Raw genomic sequence first — 19,888 nt, 5'->3', positions numbered from 1 at the left:
CTTTCAACGACGCATGTCACACTTGGTATAGTGTTGATATATTCGCTTAGTATAAAGCTCGCCATCATCATGTTCTGATTTGCCCAATACTGGAAGATCCAGTGTGGGGGAAATTTTCACTTTTCTGTCATAAACCGCAACCTGGCGTTCAGTTTTGTGATCTGAGAATAGTTGTTTGTCCTTTCTCGTTTCTATCAAGTTTTTTTCCTGCGGCTCAAAGTTAAACCAGGGGCAGGGTAGCTAAAGTTATTTTGGCTTTTATGCTAGAAGAAGATAGCCCCAGAAACCAGGCCGTCAGAGAAATTAGCAACAAGCCTCGAGAATAAATCTGACAGTTATCTTTGAGCGATGAGCGGACGCACAAGACGGTGACAAGATTGCAATATTTGTTGGGGTTATGCCCACGACTTGTTTTGGATAAACTCACTTAACCCTTTGTGATACGATAATTATCTTAGATTGTCACATGGGGCCAGATTTTGAATTCATACATTTTCCTTGCCGGGGCCATTGTAGCTGAAGTAATAGGTACAACCCTGATGAAGTTCTCTGACGGATTTACACGTCTATGGCCATCTGTCGCAACCATTGTGTGCTACTGCACTGCTTTTTATCTTCTCGCTCAGACGCTGTCGACGATTCCAACGGGTATTGCATACGCAATTTGGTCAGGTGCTGGAATCGTATTAATCAGCCTTTTGGGCTGGTTGGTAAGTGGGCAAAAGCTGGATTTCCCGGCGATCGCAGGCATGTTCCTGATTTGCGCTGGGGTTCTGGTTATCAATATTTTTTCAAAATCTTCCCCGCATTAATTCTAAAAGAGTGTCGGATATCTGGCGCTGTTAGCAGAGCTTATCCCTGTGCGGTGAAAAAGCCCGCTTGGTATGAAGCGGGCTTGCGTATTTTTGTCGTAATTAGAACTGATAGACTAAACCAACGGCAACGATGTCGTCAGTTGCGATACCATTGCTTTCATAGAAGCTGTCGTCTTCGTCCAGCAAGTTGATTTTATAATCAACGTAGGTGGACATGTTTTTGTTGAAGTAGTAAGTCATACCCACTTCAACATATTTGACCAGATCTTTGTCGGTGTAGCGTGGGGTGCCATTGCTATGGTGATCCCAGCCACCTAAGTCGACACCTTTAGATTGCAGGAATGCAACGGACGGGCGCAAACCAAAGTCAAACTGGTATTGTGCAACAACTTCAAAGTTCTGCGTTTTGTTGGCGATACCGCCTTTGTCATCACCATAAGCAGTCATATTGCGGGTTTCGGCATACATTGCAGCAAGGTATACGTTGTTAGCGTCATATTTCGCGCCAATAGTCCATGCATCTGCTGTTTCACCACCAGCATATTTACTGGTGTAGCTACGATCATTGCGACCTTCAGCGACCTGGTTGTTAGTACGATCAGAACTGGAGTATGCCGCGCCGAGGCTTAAACCGAAGTCGAAGTCATAGGAGGTGGACATACCGAAACCGTCACCGTTTTCTTTCGCCAGTTTGCGGTTTTCACTATTACCAGAACCTTCCTGACCTACGCTGCTACCTTCATTATTCCCCTGATATTGCAGGGCAAAGTTCAGGCCATCAACCTGACCAAAGAAGCCTTTATTACGATAGGTAGCAACGCCGTTGGTACGGCCCAGCATGTAAACGTCGGTCTGAGTGTAGGTATCACCACCGAATTCTGGCAGCATATCGGTCCAGGCCTCAACGTCGTACACGACGCCGTAGTTACGACCGTAGTCGAAAGTACCGTTTTGACCAAAACCTAAACCGGCAAAGGCCAGACGAGTCCATGAATCGCCTTTGTCACCTTCGGTACCGTTGGCCTGAATGTTATATTCCCACTGACCATAGCCAGTCAGCATATCGTTGATCTGCGTTTCGCCCTTAAAGCCCAGACGCGCATAGGTCATGTCGCCGTCGCTGCCTGCATCATCAGAGAAATAACGCAGACCATCGACTTTTCCGTACAGATCCAGTTTATTGCCGTTTTTATTATAGATTTCAGCCGCATTTGCTGCGCCTGCAGCTAATAAAGCAGGGAGAAGCAGTGCCAATACTTTTCTTTTCATTATGTATTCCCTTTGCATGATAATTAAAATGAATATGTAGTACTATCCAAGAAACTACATTTGGATACTATCCATGAAGTTCATTTAATTTAAAATATAACATGTAACAAATGTATTTAAAATATTTCTAAATATTTCATTGGTGTGTTTTTATAACTATAAATATATGTTAGTTAAATTGTTATTTGTCACATAAATTATTTTTAATCAATATCTTATGTATATCGGATTATTTATTTGAAACTTGAATTTTATTTGTGTGGAGTATTTGTTTTTGTTATTCATATAATATAGTTGTTGATGTTGAGATTATGGTTTTTATAAATTCATGTGAATTTTGTTTTCGGTGTGATAATAAAAATTAATTATGTAATGGGGCAGGCAGTGGTTTGCAATGAAAATTGTTGCTAAGGTGATTTTCTTTCTACAAAGGGAGATAGCATGAAACTGCACGACTGGCAGTCGCAATTTGAAGCTTGGTTAGCTGATAACCATTCCGGACAAGATGCTGCGCATGACATCTTTCACTTTCGTCGTGTGTGGATGACGGCGCAAAAGCTGAGTACAGATGCTACTGTAGACTGGCTAGTGGTGCTGACCGCGTGCTACTTCCATGATCTCGTCAGCCTGCCAAAGAACCATCCTGAGCGTCATCGTTCGTCGGTACTGGCAGCTCTGGAAACGCGTCGCATTTTGATGCGCGATTTTCCGGATTTTCCACAACAAAGAATACCTGCCGTGTGCCATGCCATTGAGGCGCACAGTTTTAGCGCCAAAATTGCACCAGAAACCCTTGAAGCGAAAATCGTGCAGGATGCGGACCGGCTTGAGGCGCTGGGGGCTATCGGTCTAGCGCGCGTATTTGCTGTGTCTGGTGTGTTAGGCGTGGCGCTATTTGATGCGGAAGATCCGTTTGCCCGCCAGCGTGGCCTTGACGACAAACAGTACGCGCTCGATCACTTCCAGACCAAGTTATTGACGTTGCCGTCGACGATGCAAACTGAACAAGGACGACATTTAGCGCAGCATAATGCTGACTTCTTACTGACGTATATGGCGAAGCTGAGTGCGGAGTTAAAAGGAGAGTATGAAATGCTGGATCTTGACGCGATTCAACCCTTTAAAGCACGTTAGTCGCCAGCACAGCCGCAACGTCAACCGCACTATTTTATGTTAATCTGTCGGTTATCCATTTCGGCCGGTTAAATGTATGCAGGATAATTTTTCAGTAGCAGGCTCCATGAACCCGATGACAGATGATAACAAGGCCGCCGCGCAGGTGATTTTGGCTAAGTTGCTTGAAATATATGACGTGAAAACCCTGGTTGCTTATCTGAACGGTGTTGGCGAGAACCGCTGGAGTCCGGCCATCTTTAAGCGAGTGGTGGCGAACGAAACATGGCATCGCCTCAGCGACAATGAGTTTACTTATCTGAATTCCTTACTGCCGACGCCACCTGCGCATCATCCGCATTATGCCTTTCGATTTATCGATCTGTTTGCCGGCATTGGCGGGATTCGTCGCGGCTTTGAGGCAATTGGTGGGCAGTGCGTGTTTACCAGCGAGTGGAACAAGCATGCGGTGCGCACCTACAAAGCGAACAACTATTGCGATCCCTTCCAGCATCACTTTAATGAAGATATTCGTGATGTCACGCTGAGCCATCAGGATGGGGTGAGCGACCAGCAGGCGGCAGAACATATTCGCCAGCACATTCCAGAACATGATGTACTGCTGGCGGGATTTCCTTGTCAGCCCTTCTCCCTGGCCGGAGTGTCAAAGAAAAATGCGTTAGGGCGGGCCCACGGTTTTGCCTGCGATACACAAGGCACACTCTTTTTTGACGTGGTGCGCATTATCGACGCTCGTCGACCAGCAATATTTGTGCTCGAAAACGTCAAAAACCTGAAGAGTCACGATCAGGGCAAAACGTTTAGCATCATTATGCAGACGCTGGACGAGCTGGGTTATGACGTGGCAGATGCGGCAGATAACGGTCCGGATGATCCGAAAATTATCGATGGGCAACATTTTTTGCCTCAACATCGCGAACGTATCGTGCTTGTCGGTTTCCGACGCGATCTGAATTTGAAATCAGACTTCACGCTGCGGGATATTGTCACGCGTTATCCGCAGCGGCGTACTACGCTGGCGGAACTGCTTGAGCCGACCGTCGATGCGAAATATGTGCTGACGCCGGTGCTGTGGAAATACCTCTACCGCTATGCGAAAAAGCATCAGGCGCGGGGAAATGGATTTGGCTATGGCATGGTGTATCCCGGTAACCCTGATAGCGTAACGCGCACATTATCTGCGCGTTATTATAAGGATGGGGCGGAGATCCTGATTGACCGTGGCTGGGATATGGCGCTGGGTGAAAAAGATTTTGACGATCCGCAGAATCAGCGACACCGCCCACGCAGACTTACGCCCAGAGAGTGCGCGCGCCTGATGGGGTTTGAATCTCCGCAAGGCTATCAGTTCAGGATCCCCGTGTCAGATACTCAGGCTTATCGCCAGTTTGGTAATTCGGTGATCGTTCCGGCATTTGCGGCGGTGGCCAGGCTGCTGGAGCCAAAAATCAGGCAGGCAGTTGCTATTCGCGAGAAAGAGAACCTGCATGGCAGACGTTCACGATAAAGCAACACGCAGTAAAAATATGCGGGCGATAGCCACCCGCGATACCGCAATTGAAAAACGCCTTGCCAGCGTGCTGACAGAGCAGGGGGTAACGTTTCGCGTGCAGGATGCGACGTTACCCGGTCGCCCCGATTTTGTGGTGGATGATTATCATTGTGTGATTTTTACTCACGGTTGTTTCTGGCACCACCACAATTGCTATTTGTTTAAAGTACCCGCGACACGAACGGAATTCTGGCTGGAAAAAATAGGCAAAAATGTCCAACGCGATGCGCGGGATTGTGAAAAATTGCAGGCTCTTGGCTGGCGCGTACTGATTGTCTGGGAGTGCGCCCTGCGTGGTCGCGAAAAGCTGGATGATGAAGCGTTATCTGAACGTGTCATCGAGTGGATCTGCGGCGGTGGCGACACCGCGCAGATCGACACTCTCGGTATTCATTTACTGTAATGTTTTTTCCGACGAACTCGCGACGACATCCGCTTTAACAGGGAACAGGTATTTCCCCAACGTTACCAGCACCACAGCAAACACGATCACTCCGAGCGCCAGCCATTCGATAGGGGCCAGTCTTTCTCCCCCCAGACCGGTACCTAACAGCACCGCAACAACCGGATTGACGTAGGCGTAGCTGGTGGCTAGCGCCGGGCTGACATTGCGGATCAAGAACATATACGCATTAATGGCAATAATGGAGCCAAACAGGGCCAGGTAAGCCACCGCCATAAAGCCTGAAAATGTTGGCATGGTGGTCAGTTTTTCCCCGGAGAGTATCGATGCGCACATCAGCACAATACCGGCTGCTAACATTTCAATGGCTCCGGCCATCATGCCAACGGGCAGCGTAATGCGTGAACCGTACACCGAGCCAAACGCCCAGCTTATCGAACCGATCAGGATTAAAATAGCGCCCCACGGATTGCCACTTAAATTGCCCCCGCTGTTCAGCATGATGATCCCTGCGAGCCCAATCGCTATTCCCAACCATTCCAGTTTGCGCGTTTTGATGCCAAAAAAGTGGCTAAAACACAGCGTAAATAGCGGGACGGTGGCGACCACCACGGCGGCAATACCGGAAGGGACATTTTGATGTTCTGCGACGGTGACCAGTCCATTACCCACAGCCAGCAGCAGGATACCAATTAACGCGGCGTTCAGGATTAAGCGTAAGGGGGGGAGCTTATGCCCGCGAATAAGTAAAAAACTTGTTAACAAAATTCCCGCAGAGAGAAAACGTACGGCTGCCATCATTAACGGCGGCCAGCTTTCAACACCAATGCGAATAACGAAGTACGTGGAACCCCAAATGATGTACAGCGCGAATAGCGCACTGAAAAGCGGTAACAATTGCCTGAAACGCATAATCCCTCACGGTAGAAATAAAAAGGTGCAACATAGTAAACGTCAAAACTATCTTACTGGCGAGATTTATAATTACGTGTCGATGTTAAAAACTTGTTGACCAGAAAGGTCAGTTTCAGCATGGCGTGTTTTACTTCATACTTATGACTGCAAAAAAATAATATTGAGGGTCAAAATTTTGGCAGGAAGTAGCTTACTAACCTTACTCGATGATATCGCCACGCTGCTGGATGATATATCAGTGATGGGAAAATTGGCCGCGAAAAAAACCGCGGGCGTGCTGGGAGATGATCTGTCGCTTAATGCGCAGCAGGTATCGGGCGTGCGGGCGAACCGTGAACTCCCGGTGGTCTGGAGCGTGGCGAAGGGGTCGTTTGTAAACAAAGTTATCCTTGTACCGTTGGCGCTATTGATAAGCGCATTTATTCCCTGGGCGATCACCCCCTTATTAATGGTAGGTGGGGCGTTTCTCTGTTTTGAAGGGGTAGAAAAGGTTCTGCATACCCTGGAGGCGCGTAAGCACAAAGAAAGCCCGGAAGAGCGTCAGCAGCGTCTGGCTGCTCTGGCCGCACAGGATCCACTCACCTTTGAGAAAGATAAAATCAAAGGGGCAATACGTACTGACTTCATTTTGTCTGCCGAGATTGTTGCGATTACGCTGGGTATTGTAGCGGATGCACCTTTGCTGAATCAGGTGTTGGTGTTATCGGGTATCGCGTTAGTGGTGACCGTGGGCGTGTATGGCCTGGTCGGGATTATCGTTAAGCTTGACGACATCGGGTACTGGCTGGCAGAAAAACGTAGCCAACTTGCCCAGTCGCTGGGGAAAGGGTTGCTGGTGGTTGCCCCCTGGCTGATGAAAACACTTTCTGTGGTCGGTACATTGGCGATGTTTTTGGTGGGGGGCGGTATTGTGGTACACGGAATATCACCGCTGCATCATGCGATTGAACATTTTGCTCAACAGCAAAGTACATTGATTTCGCTAATGCTTCCGACCCTGCTTAACCTGGTGCTCGGCTTTATCATCGGTGGGATTGTCGTTCTGCTGGTGAAAGCTGTCGCCAGACTGCGCGGAGTTTCGCACTAATTGTTACAGGACTGATTATGCAAAACGCCTCTTTGTCATCTAAGGTGTAAAGGTTTCTCTTGATACAGGAGGCAGGTATGGTCTTTTCTGTCAGTGAGGAAGTCACCTCCAAAGAGGGTGGCCCACGTATGATCGTTACCGGGTATGCCAGCGGAATGGTGGAGTGTCGCTGGTACGACGGCTTTGGCGTTAAACGGGAAGCATTCCGTGAAGATGAACTGGTGGTGCCGGGCGAGCGAAGACAGCTCTGTCAGGATGCCTGAACATTTGACTCGACCGTAACCTGGTGATCTCTCACCCATTAGTTATATTTATCATTTTGGTGAGAATTATTTACTTGTCAGGCAAAAAAATTGCAGATAAGGTTTGGTTCACATCAGATTTTCTGGTGTAACGAATTTACAAGTGCTTCTTGCATAAGCAAGCTTGATCCCGACCCGATAAGGGCCGGGATTTTTTTCGCCCTCAGTCAGCGATTGATCTCCGATACGCTAAAGTCATGGATATCAAGCTCGAACGCGTCGGCCAGTTCATGCCATGTATGGTAATCTCGGCCGTCGACGCTAACGCGCTCCGGGTCATCCTGGCTGCGATGAATTTCACTCTCGCAGATTTCGTTGATTGCCTTTAGCAGCGCGTCGACATCGACGCTGACTTCACGTTTGGCCGTATCGCTGTACTCTTTCGCGGTTTTCATCCTCATACCTCTCAACCGTTAAGGATACCGGGGGAGCGTACCCAAACATCAGATACGCACAACTTAAGTATAGACCGTCGATAAAACCCGCAATCGCGCGTGCAGAGCGCTGCCAGAAAAAGGAATTTGTTCTACACTGGCACAAAGCCACAGGAGGAAAACTATGAAGGTGAATGATCGGGTCACAGTCAAAACGGACGGCGGTCCTCGTCGACCGGGCGTGGTACTGGCAATCGAAGAGTTTAGTGAAGGCACCATGTACCTGGTTTCGCTGGAAGACTACCCGCTCGGTATCTGGTTCTTTAATGAATCAGGTCATCAGGATGGTATCTTTGTGGAAAAAGTGGAGTGAGATGAGTTCCGCTGTTTGATTCTGACTGGTGGAGTCGCCACCAGTCAGAACGTCTTAGCGCATATTCACAAAGATACCATTGGTGACGTTGTCCGTAAGTCTCACAACGTGATAGATAACTTGCTTATTATGCGTCTTAATCTTTCGTTTTATATTCCCCTTATGGGATGACACCGTCTTGGCTTTGATATTCATTTGATCTGATATCTGTATTGTTCCCTGACCCTCCATCCACATACGCAACATGCTGGATTCGGTTCGACTTAATGATAATGTCGGCAGATTCACATCAATAGCAATATCTACTTCTTTTTTCAGAATATCGCCAAGTAGTTTATCCAGTGAGTCAGGTTTAATCGATTTAGAACTAATCAATAAATTTTTTCTGACGAGTAGATATTCATCAAAATGCACGTTGGCAATTGCCATAAACACAATAAATAATGTGCTGGGATGCTGATTAATGATTTGCTTTATTTGCTGGCTATTAGCAGGTTCGTGGATAAAGCAGTCCTCATTAATAAACACCACAGCGGGTTGTTGAGAAACACAGGCGAGACTGAGTTCATCAACGTTGGAAATGTTGTTGATTTCCCTTTTTTTCACTCCCCGACTTACCAGATATCCGGTTAACCCTAGTCGAGTGTAACTGCATAAATCCATAATAATCGTTGACATGGCATACCCTCACTCAATGCGTAACGATAATTCCCCTTACCTGATTATTTCATCACAACTAAACGGAATAATAACGACCCAAGATGACGCTTTCGCTGTTTTTCAGGCGAATTTACTATCCCGTAAAGTTGCGTATAATTTGCCAGGAAACATCTTAAAGTAAAGTGAATGTTGCGTTATGTGAGTGAGGCAAAAACAAATAAGCCGCGACAGAGATATCCTGGTGGATGTTGTTACTTTTTAAAATTAGGACAATCCTTAGTAAAACAGGATAAAAATTAAGGGTTATTATTTTCCAGGCATTTCGCTGACGATATCGGCCAGTAAATTAAAAATTTCACTGAATAATCGTTCGCAGAATGGCGCAATTAATGGCATTAGCGCCGCCATCAGTGAAATACCTACGGTCAGAGTGAGAGGAAAGCCGATGACGAAAACCGACAGCTGTGGCGCCATGCGATTTAACAAACCAAGTGCGAGGTTCAGCGTGAGTAGCAGCGTCATTACCGGCAGGGCCAGCATTAGCCCGTTGAGGAAAATCAGGCTACCCGCCCGTGCCAGCGCGAGAAACGCATTGCTGTTCACCGGATTGCCACCGATGGGCAGAGTATGAAAAGTATCTACCAGCAGCGAAATCAGCCATAAATGGCCATTAAAGGTCAGGAACAGCAGCATGGCGAGCATGTCGATCAGTCGTGCCAGAACCGGCATATTCAGACGGCTACCGGGATCGAAGAATGTCGCGAAGGAAAGGCCCATTTGCAGGCCAATTAATTCCCCGGCGGTACGTACTGCGGCAAACGCAAACTGCATGGTGAAGCCTAAAGCGATACCGATCAGGATTTGTTGCATTGCCTGCCATAGTGCGCCGATCGAAAAGATGGGGACGTCAACGGCGGGAATTGATGGGGCGATAACGACAGTTATCATCAACCCCAGCCCCAGCTTTACCCGTTTGGGGATGGCTCGTTCACTGAGGATGGGGGCCGTTGAGATGAGCGCCAGTATGCGCAGCAAAGGCCAGAAGTATAAATTCAGCCAGTGGAGCCACTCAACGCTGGTCACCTGCAACATAACGTTGTCTACCCGATGATGTAGGGGATATTGCTGAACAGCGTACGCACGTAGTCGAGCAGCAGGTTAAGCATCCACGGGCCAGCAACAATGATGGCAATAAACACCGCGACAATTTTGGGAATGAAGGACAGCGTCATTTCGTTAATCTGGGTCGCCGCCTGCAGAATACTGATGATAAGACCTGTGACGAGAGCGACCAACAGCAAAGGTGCAGCAAGGGCCAGGGCGACTTTCATCGCCTCTGTGCCCATCATCATGACCGATTCAGGAGTCATTTCGCGCCTCTAACTGTAAAAGCTTTGTGCCAGCGAGCCGACAAGTAGCTGCCAACCGTCTACCAACACAAACAGCATCAGCTTAAACGGCAACGCGATTGTGGCTGGCGGTACCATCATCATCCCGAGCGCCATCAGTACGCTGGCAATCACCAGGTCGATAATCAGAAACGGAATAAAAATGGTAAAACCTATCTGGAATGCTGTTTTCAACTCACTGGTGACATAAGCGGGTAGCAAAATTCGCATCGGCACGGCTTCTGGTCCCTGTAATGGACCGCTGTTTGCTAAGCGCGCGAAGAGTGCCAGATCGGCTTCACGGGTCTGGCGCAACATAAACTCACGCAGCGGCTGGGCGCCTTTCTCCATAGCTTCCTGCATGGAGATCTTCTCTTCGCTGAACGGTTGATATGCGTCGACGTAGATTTTATCGATCACCGGCGACATGATGAAAAAGGTCAAAAAGAGCGCCAGGCCCAGTAGCACCTGATTAGGTGGTGCAGAGGGGGTACCCAGCGCATTTCGCAGGAGACCGAAAACAATGATGATGCGGGTGAAGCTGGTCATCATCAGCAAAATTGCAGGCAGGAACGTCAGCGAGGTGATGAACACCAGTGTCTGCACGGGCAAAGACCAGCTTTGTCCGCCGCCCGGCAACGGCTGACTAACTAGACCCGGGAGTTGGGCGAGGGCAACGGGACTGAAAAGCCACAAGCCTGCCAGCGTGAGGGATAACAAACGGCGCATCAGGATCTCCCAGAACGCTTAAGCAAACTCTTCATCATGGCCTGGAAATCCGCAGGGGAGGCCGTTTTTTCTTCTGCATCGGCAGGTGCCGGGGGCAGGGTGTGCAGGACGTTAATCTGCGAGGCTGTGACACCCAGTACCAGACGGGCATCTTCGACCTCGACAATCACCACGCGCTCACGTGGACCCAATGAGGTGCTGGCCGTGACTTTCAGCCCGCGTGTACCGGCACTTTTGGGGGCAAACCCCAGACGTTTAATGACCCAGGCCACCGCCAGGATCAAGACGATGATCCCGAGCAGCGCGCCGCTTACCTGCACCAGCGGTGAGCCGGGAACGGCGGCGGGTTGAGAAACGGTAGCCTGGGTATTCATGATTAACGGCTCAGACGGCGCATTCGTTCAGATGGGGTTATAATGTCAGTGATACGCACACCGTATTTATCCGCGACCACGACGACTTCGCCCTGGGCAATCAGATAACCGTTGATTAGGATATCCAGCGGTTCGCCTGCCAGGCCATCCAGTGCGACAACCGACCCCTGCGTCAGGCGCAGCAGCTCTTTGATGGTCATGCGGGTACGGCCCAGTTCGACGGTCAGTTTGACCGGAATGTCCATGATCAGGTCGATGTCCTGCAAAGCACCGCTGACGTCGCCGCCACCTAACTGCTGGAATACCGCATCGGCCGCACTTTTGGTGGGCGTGGTTTTTTGCTCATTTAACGCGTCAGCCCACAGATCGTCCAATGCGCCAGTGTTCTCATCGGACGGATTATTCATATCACTCATTTGGGCTGTTCCTCATTCAGCGAATTCAAAATCGGGTTTATCAGATGTTCTACGCGTAACGCATACTGACCGTTTACAGTGCCATACTGGCTGGTCAGCACAGGCACGCCGTCCACATGAGCAATAATGCGGTCGGGTTTTTCAATCGGCAGTACATCGCCGGGTTTCAGTTTTAAAATCTGGGATAGCCGCAGCGGAATGTCGGCAAAGTTTGCCACCAGCTCCAGCTCAGAATGCTGAACCTGACGCACCAGATTATTGCGCCAGTTCTGATCTTCATTACGCGAGTTTTCCAGCGGCGGATTCACCAGCAGCTCACGCAACGGCTCAATCATGCTGAATGGCAGACAGATGTTAAATTCACCGGTCAGGTTGCCAATTTCAACGTGGAACGGGGTGTTCACCACAATGTCGTTCGGGGAGGTGGTGATATTGGTAAATTTCACCTGCATCTCAGAACGGACGTATTCCACTTCCAGCGGGTTGATGGCCTTCCACGCGTCGCTGTAGCTTTCCAGCGCCAGCTTCAGCATGCGGTTGATAACGCGCTGTTCTGTGTGCGTAAATTCGCGGCCTTCCACTTTCGTCGGGAAACGACCGTCACCACCGAACAGGTTGTCTACGGCGATAAATACCAGACTTGGTGAGAACACCACCAGACCCGTACCGCGCAGCGGCTTCAGGTGGATTAAGTTCAGGTTGGTCGGAACCGGCAAGTTGCGCGCAAATTCGTGGTAAGGCTGGATACGGATCGCACCCACGGTAATATCCGGACTACGGCGCAATAGGTTAAATAACCCCATACGGAACTGGCGCGCGAAGCGTTCGTTAATGATCTCCAACGCCTGTAAACGCTCACGTACCACGCGACGCTGAGTGTTGGGATCATAAGGACGAATATCGCCTTCTTTTGCGATACCTGAAATGGGTTCGTCTTTGGTTTCGCTATCGCCGTTCAGCAATGCGTCGATTTCTGCCTGAGAAAGAATACTGTCGCCCATGTCTTTACCGCAGAATAAAAGCTGTATAAAGAACGTCGGTGACAACCTGTTTCGGCTGCCCAACAACAAGCGGAGTCGCCAGCGTCTCTTTGATGGCGGTAATCAGCTGTTGCTTACCTTCCTCGGTGGCGAGTGTGGCCGCATTCTGACGAGAAAATAGCAGCAGCAAGCGGCTGCGCACTTCCGGCAGATATTCGTTAAGACGTGAACGTGTCGCCTCATCTTTCATGCGCAGTGTGATACCGATATACAGCACACGGTCTGCATCACCCAGATTGACGGTAAAGGTATCCAGCGCAAAGAACACCGGGGCTGGCGGTGGAGCCGGTTCCGCTTTGACGCTGGCGGAAGGCTGCTGCTGCATGCGCCAGTAGCTATAACCTGCAGTTGCGCAGGCGGCGAGGGTAATTAATACCAGCAGAGGGATCCAAATAGCGCGTTTACTTTTTTTGTTAATCGCGGAGTCAGTCATCAGATACGGGCTTCCTGTTTCGGTACAGCTTATGGGCTGATTATCCCGTGTCCTGTCCACGACAAAGCGTGGAAAAGACGCGGATAATCATGCTACCTCTGGCGTTAGGCGAAGATGTCTACTGCGCCATCGCCGCGGGCAGCGGCTTGCAGCGAGGCTGGGGTTGCCAGTATTGCGTCATCTTCAGCGGCAAAAATGTCTTGTCCTTGAGCGCGACCAGACTGCTGTTGCTGTCCGGAAGACTGCTGATGGTCAGCGAAGCTTTCACTGCTGATGTTGCTTTGCCCCAGTTGGATCCCGCTTTCAGCCAACTGTGTACGCAGCATCGGTAATGCGGCTTCCAGTGCGGCGCGCACGTGGCTGTGCGGTGAAACCATTTGTAACTGCGCGAGGTTATCGTCCAGCTTGAGCGAAATATGTACCTGACCCAGGTCCTGCGGATGCAGACGCAGCTCTGCGCTTTGCTGGCCCTGGCGCGTGAACAAGGTGACGTGCTGGCTCAGCGATTGCTGCCATTCATGGCTACCTAACGGAGCGCTTAACACCGGCGCGGCCGTCGGTAACGGTTGTGCGTGCGTTTGTGGACCACTTAGCGGGGCCGCAGTCATGCCAATGCTGGTCGGCGACGGGGTGCTGTCGATTTCAGCTCTGGCGTTCGCTGCTGCCGTCAGCGGGGTTAATGTTGGATTGTTTGCCTGATTAGCACCACCGCCAGCAATCGTGACATCCGCTTTGCCTTTTTTGGCATCACCAGGCAGTAATTCGTCTGCATTATCAGTTGCCGCGCCGTGTACCGCGCCTCGTGACAATGCGGAAAGCGCCGCATCAACAGGGGCTGGTGCGCTGTCGACGGCAGGCGTAGCCAGTGGTTGTCCTGGCAGCATGGCGAACAACGCGCTCAGGTTGGCGAGATCGTCATCACTCAGCGTAGTGTTTTTTTCGTCCTGCTGAGCGACTTTGCTCAGTGTAGTCAGGGCATTCGCTTTCAGTGAAGGCGTGAGAGCGGACAACAGTTGCTGAGCGTCAGTCATGTCGGCAAGAGAAGTCTCGGTTTGCAGCTCCTGTTGCGCCAGCAGATCGGTTAATTTGACCGACTGTGTGGCATCGCCATTTTTTTGCAGCAACCCTTTTTGCAGCTTACTGCTGGCCGCCTGTAAGTCAGCAAGCGACAGCGGGGCGTCTTTACCTTGTGCGTCGCCCGCACCTAATGCGCCAGCCAGTAGCGCTAAAAAATCCTCGGGTGAATCTACCGCTTTGCCTGACTGAAGACCTGCGGCTACATCGGTGTCGGTGGTAATCAGTTGGGGTAAAGTAATCATTCGGGTTTCCTCATAGCTGCGCGCTGAGCAAATTCATCCATTTTTTTCTGATCCAGACGGTTTTCGGCCAGTAACGCCGCCGAGGTTTGTCTGTCCTGCAACGTCTGCCACGCCTGTAATCGTTGTTTTTTGTCGCGCCAACTGTTCAATGCCTGGTCTACTCTCTGTGTCCATTGATTGAGCTGTTGGCGATGTTGCTCAATCGCTTTTTCCAGCGTCTGAATAAATTGTTGGTAATTGATCCAGCGATTGCTGGTAATACCCTGGCCCATGTCGTTGTTCAGATTGTTGCGATACTCATGCTGATAATCGATCAGCATTTTCAACTGCTCTTCCGCCTGCTGACAGCCAAGACGCATCTCTCCCAATAAGACAGCAGCGTCATCTACCTCTTTTTCAGCCAGGTCTTTCAATGTTGCTAATGCACCATGTTGTGCCATGACCTATGCTCTCCTGCTTAATCACACACTAGGGAAAATCAGTTCCAAAGCTTGTAGAGAATCTTCCCAGTCAGCCCGTTCAAAAATACCTTGCTGTAAGAATGCCTCCAGCTGCGGCCATAAGGCGATGGCTTTATCCAGCATCGGATCGCTGCCTTTCGCATACGCCCCCACGCTGACCAGATCGCGGTTACGTTGGAAACTGGACAGCAACTGTTTAAAGTTACGCACCCGTGCATAGTGTTGTTCACTAATGAGCGCGGTCATGGCACGGCTGATCGAGGCTTCAATATCGATAGCCGGATAGTGACCCGCCTCGGCCAGATGACGAGACAGCACAATGTGACCGTCCAGAATCGCGCGCGCGGAATCGGCAATCGGGTCCTGTTGGTCGTCACCCTCGGTCAGTACCGTATAAAACGCGGTGACTGAACCGCCGCCGTGGATACCGTTACCGGCCCGTTCGACCAGCGCCGGTAACTTAGCGAATACTGAGGGTGGATAACCTTTGGTTGCCGGTGGCTCGCCGATCGCCAGGGCTATCTCACGTTGTGCCATCGCGTAGCGGGTGAGGGAGTCCATAATCAGCAATACATGCTGTCCGCGATCGCGAAAATCTTCGGCGATGCGCGTGGCGTAGGCCGCGCCTTGCATACGTAACAGCGGCGAGACGTCCGCCGGAGCGGCAATCACTACCGAGCGTGCGCGACCGTCAGCACCGAGAATATTTTCAATAAAATCTTTAACTTCGCGACCACGCTCGCCAATCAGACCCACGACGATAACATCGGCCTGGGTATAGCGCGCCATCATGCCGAGCAGGACGCTTTTACCGACGCCGGAACCGGCGAAAAGCCCCATACGCTGGCCGCGGCCAACGGTTAACAACGCGTTGATGGGGCGTACGCCGGTATCCAGGACGTGTTCAATTGCGGTCCGTTGCAGGGGGTTAAACGGAGGTGTAATCAGCGCGCCGGTTTCGGTGGTATCCGGGGCGGGCAGTCCGTCGAGCGGTTTGCCGCTACCGTCCAGCACACGACCCAGCAGAGCAGGGCCAAGCGGTAATTGCTTCCCGCTTTGCAGACCTTCTCCGGCAATATTCTTCGCGTATACGCGTGCGCCGGGCAGAACGCCTTCGACCTCTTCGAGCGGCATCAAAAACAGACGTTGACCGTTAAAGCCCACGACTTCGCTTTCGACCTCCTGGGTTTCGTTGCCGTCCTGGCGTTCAATGACGCAGGTGGCACCGAGCGGCAGCTGTAATCCTGTGGCCTCCAGCACCAGCCCGGTTGCGCGGGTCAGGCGACCATAACGACGCACCGCAGGCAGCAGTGACATTTTCTCTTCGAAGTTGTCCAGCGTATTGAGCCAGCGAGTCAGGCGAGTGGTCATTACACGACTCCTGGCGCTGCCAGACGGCAGAGTTCTTGCCAGCGTGTGGCGACGCTGGCATCCAGATCGCCTTCGTCGGCGGAGACTTTACAGCCGCCGTGATGCAGAGTCGGGTCGCCGCGCAGCCGCCAGCCGTGCAGGCTGAGAGTGGCACCGAGCATCTCCTCTACACGCTGGAGATCGTCCGGATGTACGCGCAGCTGAGGCTTACCGCTAAACAGCGGTTCCTGTTGCAATAACTGTTGGATTTGCTTAATCAGCGCCGCGTTATCCACGATTGGCGTCTGACCAATCACCTGACGCGCAGCTTCCAGCGCCATTTGCATCAGTCGCGAGGCAATGACGCTATCCAGCGCGTCCAGCGTATTCTGAAATTCACTCACCAGCTGCTGCATGCGGGCATGGATCGGCGCATGCTGTGCTCGCGCCTGGTTCTGGCCTTGCTCCAGCCCCTGGCTCAGACCTTCCTGATAGCCTTGTTCGTGACCTTTTTGTCGACCTTCCGCCAGCCCCGCGTTATACCCTTGCTCATGGGCCTGCATTTGCAGCTGTGCGAGCTGCTGTTCAAGCTGTTGCTCTGCGGAAAGCTGTGGCTCTTCAGCTTCTTCTGACAGCGGCGTTTCGCTGTGGTCGGCCAGTACGAACTCCGCCATCGGTGGGGCGAGGTCGTCCGGAGTCCAGACTTTCCACGGCAGTTCGTTAGACATAGGTATCCTCGCCGCTGCCTATCACCATCTCTCCAGTTTCCGCCAGACGACGCACAATAAGCAGAATGGCTTTCTGTTCGTTTTCCACCTGCGACAAACGCACCGGGCCGCGGTTGGCAAGGTCGTCACGCAGAATATCGGCAGCACGTTGCGACATGTTGCGCAGGAACTTCTCGCGTAGCGGCTGTTCGGCACCTTTCAGGGCAATCAGCAGAGATTCGGAATCCACTTCCTGCAACAGGCGCTGGATACTGCGATCGTCGACGTCCACCAGGTTTTCGAACAGGAACATCTCGTCGATAATTTTCTGTGCCAGCTCGCCGTCGAATTCGCGTACGGCGGTAATAACCGCTTCTTCCTGCTGGGTTTTCATCAGGTTGATAATTTCTGCTGCCGTTCTCACGCCGCCCATTTTGCTGCGCTTGAGGTTCTGACCATCGAGCAGACCGTTCAGTACCTCGGTCAGTTCTGCCAGCGCGGCAGGCTGCACGCCGCCGAAGGTGGCGATACGCAGCATCACGTCGTGACGTAAACGCTCGTCGAACAGCGCCAGAATATCGGCGGCCTGGCCCCGTTTGAGGTGTACCAGAATGGTGGCGATAATCTGCGGATGCTCGTCGCGGATAAGGTCGGCGGCGCTTTGCGGTTCCATAAAGTTGAGCGTTTCAATGCCGCTGGTGGTATCGCGGGTTTCCAGAATATCTTCCAGCAGGCTGGAGGCGCGTTCCTCGCCCAGCGCTTTCACCAGCACGGAGCGCAGATATTCGTTGGCGTTGATATTCAGCGCGGCAAACTGTTCTGCTTCTTGCTCAAACTCGGCCAGTACTTCCGTCAACTGTTTGTTGGAGATCTGGCGTACGTTCGCCATCGCTGTACTGAGCGCCTGAACTTCGCGCGTGGAAAGGTGTTTAAACACCTCAGCCGCGCGATCTTCGCCAATGGTCATCAGCAGGATGACGCTTTTATCGGTACCGGTAAGGGCATTACTCATGATCGTTACTCATCCACTGGCGAATGACCAGCGCCACGACGCGCGGATCGTTATCTGACATTTCACGAATACGCTGGCTCATCACTTCTGCACCCAGACGTTGATTCGTACGACGCTGCTGGGTTTGTTCGTCTTTGCTGAGGCGAACTTCTACCGCTTCTTCGGTTTCCTGACGGATGCGCGTTTGTTCTTGTACCGCTTTTGCTTCTTCGCTGCGGCGAACCAACTGCGGGCGAACAGCCTTACGCCACAGGATCCAGGCAACAAGCAGCACCAGCAACCAACGGCCAGCGGTCATCAACTGTTCAATAAAGACCTGCTGTTTCCAGAACGGCAGCTCGCCAAGGGAATCGTCGGTCGCCGTGAAGGGTGAATTCACCACGTTCAGGGTATCGCCACGCTTGTCGGAGAAGCCCATCGCTTCGCGGGTCAGGTCCTCAATCTGTTTCATCTGATCGGCGGTTAACGGCAGCGGTTTACCGTCCGGCAACGTTTTATAGTTGACCACCACTGCAACCGAGAGACGCTGCACATCGCCGACGTTCATTTTGGTGTGGCGAATGGTACGGTCGACTTCATAGTTGCTGGTTTCATTACGCTGCGTACTGCGTGGACCAGCATTATTGTTGTTATTTGCCGTTTGCGTGGTTTGCGCATTTTGCTGATTAGCCGGAGGGGTGGCGATTGGCGCGGTATTAGCCGGTGCTGGTTGATTAGACAATGCGCCCGGTACGCCGCCTGGCGCTCCGCTCCCGATCTGCTCGCTGACGTTTAACTGGCGTGAACGCAGCACGGCCTGGGAATCATCACCGTTTGGACGGTACTGTTCTTCGGTTTGCTCTTTATTAGCAAAATCCAGTTGTGCGGTGACCTGCGCATGTACGTTACCGTTGCCGACAATCGGCGACAGGATCGATTCGATACGACGTTGAACGCGCCCTTCGACATCGCTGGCGTATTTCAACTGCGCATCGTTAAGATCGCGGCTGCTGGTGTTTGACTGAGTTAACAGATGACCCGCCTGGTCGACCAGCGTAACGTTGCCCGGTGGCAAGCCTGCAACAGCGCTGGAAACCAGATGCGTGACCGCACTGATTTGACCTTCATCCAGTGCGCGGCCAGGTTCAAGGTTAACGGTCACGGAGGCTGAAGGTGCTTTTTGCTCACGCACAAACAGCGACGGTTTTGGCATTGCCAGATGCACGCGGGCGCGTTTTACCGGTCCCAGCGTTTCAATGGTACGGGCTAATTCACCTTCCAGCGCACGCTGGTAGTTGACCTGCTCGCTAAACTGGCTAATACCAAACTTTTCCTGATCCAGCAGCTCAAAGCCAACGGCGCCGCCCTTCGGCAGACCTTGTTGTGCCAGACGTAACCGCAATTCGTGAACTTTATCGGCAGGAACTTCTATAGCACCGCTTCCCTCAGTAAAACGATAGGGAACGTTCATCTGCGTCAGTTGGGTGACAATCGCGCCACCATCCTGATCGGATAGGTTGCTGAACAGTGTGCGGTAGTCAGGTGTTTTGGCCCACAGGACCATCGCCACGATGATAGCGACGGCAGCGGCTCCCGCCACAATCAGAGGAATTCTGGGATTCGCGCGCAGGCGGTTTAACCACTCGAGAGGTTTAAGCTGGGTTGCAGTCGATGCTGTCGCACTCATCTCGCACCTCGTGGCTTATCGTGGACGGCGTTTTTTGCAAAGTGGAACAAGACTCACTCCCGGGTCAGCAAACTCGAAAAATTGACGGTCTCATTATTTGCGGTTTCGA

General features: G+C 51.5%; 23 protein-coding genes and 2 pseudogenes. 7 read left to right on the top strand and 18 right to left on the bottom strand.

All coding sequences use genetic code 11. The annotated features are described in order from the left end of the window. Positions 1-3: 3 nt before the first annotated feature. Positions 4-183 (bottom strand): annotated as a pseudogene (locus OGV74_RS04685) (hypothetical protein); the annotation flags it as partial. A gap of 296 nt (positions 184-479) precedes the next feature. Here OGV74_RS04685 and OGV74_RS04680 point away from each other — a divergent pair. Next, entirely contained in the window at positions 480-812 is a 333-nt protein-coding gene (locus tag OGV74_RS04680; RefSeq protein ID WP_003839058.1) for an EmrE family multidrug efflux SMR transporter, read from the top strand. A 102-nt stretch (positions 813-914) separates the two neighbouring features. Here the strand turns inward: OGV74_RS04680 and ompC are convergent, their stop codons facing one another. Then, positions 915-2,084 (bottom strand): porin OmpC, encoded by a 1,170-nt coding sequence (gene ompC, locus OGV74_RS04675; protein WP_116328879.1) that lies wholly within the window; start codon positions 2,082-2,084, stop codon positions 915-917. Between the two features lie 441 nt (positions 2,085-2,525). Between ompC and OGV74_RS04670 the strand changes: the two genes are divergently transcribed. The 3 genes from OGV74_RS04670 (at position 2,526) to OGV74_RS04660 (ending at position 5,173) form a co-directional block, all read left to right on the top strand. Then, positions 2,526-3,218, top strand: a complete 693-nt coding sequence (locus OGV74_RS04670; protein WP_071696977.1) for a phosphohydrolase — start codon at positions 2,526-2,528, stop codon at positions 3,216-3,218. A gap of 76 nt (positions 3,219-3,294) precedes the next feature. Then, complete coding sequence (locus OGV74_RS04665; RefSeq protein ID WP_086503963.1) at positions 3,295-4,725, top strand: DNA cytosine methyltransferase; 1,431 nt, start codon at positions 3,295-3,297, stop codon at positions 4,723-4,725. Continuing rightward, entirely contained in the window at positions 4,706-5,173 is a 468-nt protein-coding gene (locus OGV74_RS04660) for a very short patch repair endonuclease (protein ID WP_003030411.1), read from the top strand. The genes OGV74_RS04665 and OGV74_RS04660 overlap by 20 nt, the downstream gene beginning before the upstream one ends. On the opposite strand, the gene yedA is transcribed toward OGV74_RS04660, so the two are convergent. Beyond that, the gene (yedA, locus tag OGV74_RS04655; protein ID WP_086503964.1) at positions 5,165-6,085 is read right to left on the bottom strand and encodes a drug/metabolite exporter YedA; all 921 of its coding nucleotides are present in this window, start codon (positions 6,083-6,085) and stop codon (positions 5,165-5,167) included. The genes OGV74_RS04660 and yedA overlap by 9 nt on opposite strands. A gap of 175 nt (positions 6,086-6,260) precedes the next feature. On the opposite strand from yedA, the gene OGV74_RS04650 reads away from it, so the two are divergent. Beyond that, entirely contained in the window at positions 6,261-7,175 is a 915-nt protein-coding gene (locus OGV74_RS04650; protein WP_169316136.1) for a DUF808 domain-containing protein, read from the top strand. Between the two features lie 77 nt (positions 7,176-7,252). Continuing rightward, positions 7,253-7,438 (top strand): YodC family protein, encoded by a 186-nt coding sequence (locus OGV74_RS04645; protein ID WP_003030415.1) that lies wholly within the window; start codon positions 7,253-7,255, stop codon positions 7,436-7,438. Between the two features lie 206 nt (positions 7,439-7,644). Here the strand turns inward: OGV74_RS04645 and yodD are convergent, their stop codons facing one another. After that, positions 7,645-7,872, bottom strand: a complete 228-nt coding sequence (gene yodD / locus OGV74_RS04640) for a YodD family peroxide/acid resistance protein (RefSeq protein WP_003030417.1) — start codon at positions 7,870-7,872, stop codon at positions 7,645-7,647. A gap of 163 nt (positions 7,873-8,035) precedes the next feature. On the opposite strand from yodD, the gene dsrB reads away from it, so the two are divergent. After that, positions 8,036-8,224 (top strand): protein DsrB, encoded by a 189-nt coding sequence (dsrB, locus tag OGV74_RS04635; protein WP_003030419.1) that lies wholly within the window; start codon positions 8,036-8,038, stop codon positions 8,222-8,224. A 54-nt stretch (positions 8,225-8,278) separates the two neighbouring features. Here dsrB and rcsA read toward each other — a convergent pair whose 3' ends face one another. The 14 genes and pseudogenes from rcsA to fliF all read right to left on the bottom strand — a co-directional run bounded on the left by rcsA (position 8,279) and on the right by fliF (position 19,779). Continuing rightward, a complete protein-coding gene (gene rcsA, locus OGV74_RS04630) occupies positions 8,279-8,902 on the bottom strand; it encodes a transcriptional regulator RcsA (protein WP_032949553.1) in 624 nt (207 codons plus the stop codon). A gap of 278 nt (positions 8,903-9,180) precedes the next feature. Beyond that, positions 9,181-9,976 (bottom strand): annotated as a pseudogene (fliR, locus tag OGV74_RS04625) (flagellar biosynthetic protein FliR). Positions 9,977-9,984: 8 nt separating this feature from the next. Further along, the gene (gene fliQ, locus OGV74_RS04620) at positions 9,985-10,254 is read right to left on the bottom strand and encodes a flagellar biosynthesis protein FliQ (RefSeq protein ID WP_003030425.1); all 270 of its coding nucleotides are present in this window, start codon (positions 10,252-10,254) and stop codon (positions 9,985-9,987) included. A gap of 9 nt (positions 10,255-10,263) precedes the next feature. Beyond that, the gene (fliP, locus tag OGV74_RS04615) at positions 10,264-11,001 is read right to left on the bottom strand and encodes a flagellar type III secretion system pore protein FliP (RefSeq protein ID WP_003030427.1); all 738 of its coding nucleotides are present in this window, start codon (positions 10,999-11,001) and stop codon (positions 10,264-10,266) included. Next, positions 11,001-11,378 (bottom strand): flagellar biosynthetic protein FliO, encoded by a 378-nt coding sequence (fliO, locus tag OGV74_RS04610; RefSeq protein ID WP_086503965.1) that lies wholly within the window; start codon positions 11,376-11,378, stop codon positions 11,001-11,003. The genes fliP and fliO overlap by 1 nt, the downstream gene beginning before the upstream one ends. Continuing rightward, on the bottom strand, positions 11,378-11,791 hold the full coding sequence (fliN, locus tag OGV74_RS04605; RefSeq protein WP_003030433.1) for a flagellar motor switch protein FliN: 414 nt from the start codon (positions 11,789-11,791) through the stop codon (positions 11,378-11,380). The genes fliO and fliN overlap by 1 nt, the downstream gene beginning before the upstream one ends. Continuing rightward, positions 11,788-12,792 (bottom strand): flagellar motor switch protein FliM, encoded by a 1,005-nt coding sequence (gene fliM / locus OGV74_RS04600; protein WP_086503966.1) that lies wholly within the window; start codon positions 12,790-12,792, stop codon positions 11,788-11,790. Before fliM ends, fliN begins: the two co-directional genes overlap by 4 nt. A gap of 4 nt (positions 12,793-12,796) precedes the next feature. Beyond that, complete coding sequence (gene fliL, locus OGV74_RS04595; protein ID WP_003030435.1) at positions 12,797-13,264, bottom strand: flagellar basal body-associated protein FliL; 468 nt, start codon at positions 13,262-13,264, stop codon at positions 12,797-12,799. A 104-nt stretch (positions 13,265-13,368) separates the two neighbouring features. Beyond that, the gene (gene fliK, locus OGV74_RS04590) at positions 13,369-14,583 is read right to left on the bottom strand and encodes a flagellar hook length control protein FliK (protein ID WP_086503967.1); all 1,215 of its coding nucleotides are present in this window, start codon (positions 14,581-14,583) and stop codon (positions 13,369-13,371) included. Then, positions 14,580-15,023: a flagellar export protein FliJ gene (gene fliJ, locus OGV74_RS04585; RefSeq protein WP_086503968.1), complete on the bottom strand. Its 444-nt coding sequence runs from the start codon at positions 15,021-15,023 to the stop codon at positions 14,580-14,582. Before fliJ ends, fliK begins: the two co-directional genes overlap by 4 nt. Positions 15,024-15,044: 21 nt before the next feature. Further along, on the bottom strand, positions 15,045-16,415 hold the full coding sequence (gene fliI, locus OGV74_RS04580) for a flagellar protein export ATPase FliI (RefSeq protein ID WP_086503969.1): 1,371 nt from the start codon (positions 16,413-16,415) through the stop codon (positions 15,045-15,047). After that, complete coding sequence (gene fliH, locus OGV74_RS04575; protein WP_003030441.1) at positions 16,415-17,122, bottom strand: flagellar assembly protein FliH; 708 nt, start codon at positions 17,120-17,122, stop codon at positions 16,415-16,417. The genes fliI and fliH overlap by 1 nt, the downstream gene beginning before the upstream one ends. Then, positions 17,115-18,113 (bottom strand): flagellar motor switch protein FliG, encoded by a 999-nt coding sequence (gene fliG / locus OGV74_RS04570; protein ID WP_003030443.1) that lies wholly within the window; start codon positions 18,111-18,113, stop codon positions 17,115-17,117. The genes fliH and fliG overlap by 8 nt, the downstream gene beginning before the upstream one ends. Then, positions 18,106-19,779 carry a flagellar basal-body MS-ring/collar protein FliF gene (gene fliF / locus OGV74_RS04565; RefSeq protein WP_086503970.1) on the bottom strand — a complete coding sequence of 558 codons (1,674 nt, stop codon included), beginning with the start codon at positions 19,777-19,779 and terminating at the stop codon, positions 18,106-18,108. Before fliF ends, fliG begins: the two co-directional genes overlap by 8 nt. Positions 19,780-19,888: the final 109 nt, after the last annotated feature.

It is taken from the genome of Citrobacter sp. Cf116 (genome assembly GCF_030336505.1).
GTDB lineage: Bacteria > Pseudomonadota > Gammaproteobacteria > Enterobacterales > Enterobacteriaceae > Citrobacter > Citrobacter freundii.
Note: the sequence above shows the minus strand (reverse complement) of the source record. Positions and strands in the feature narration are given on the sequence as shown.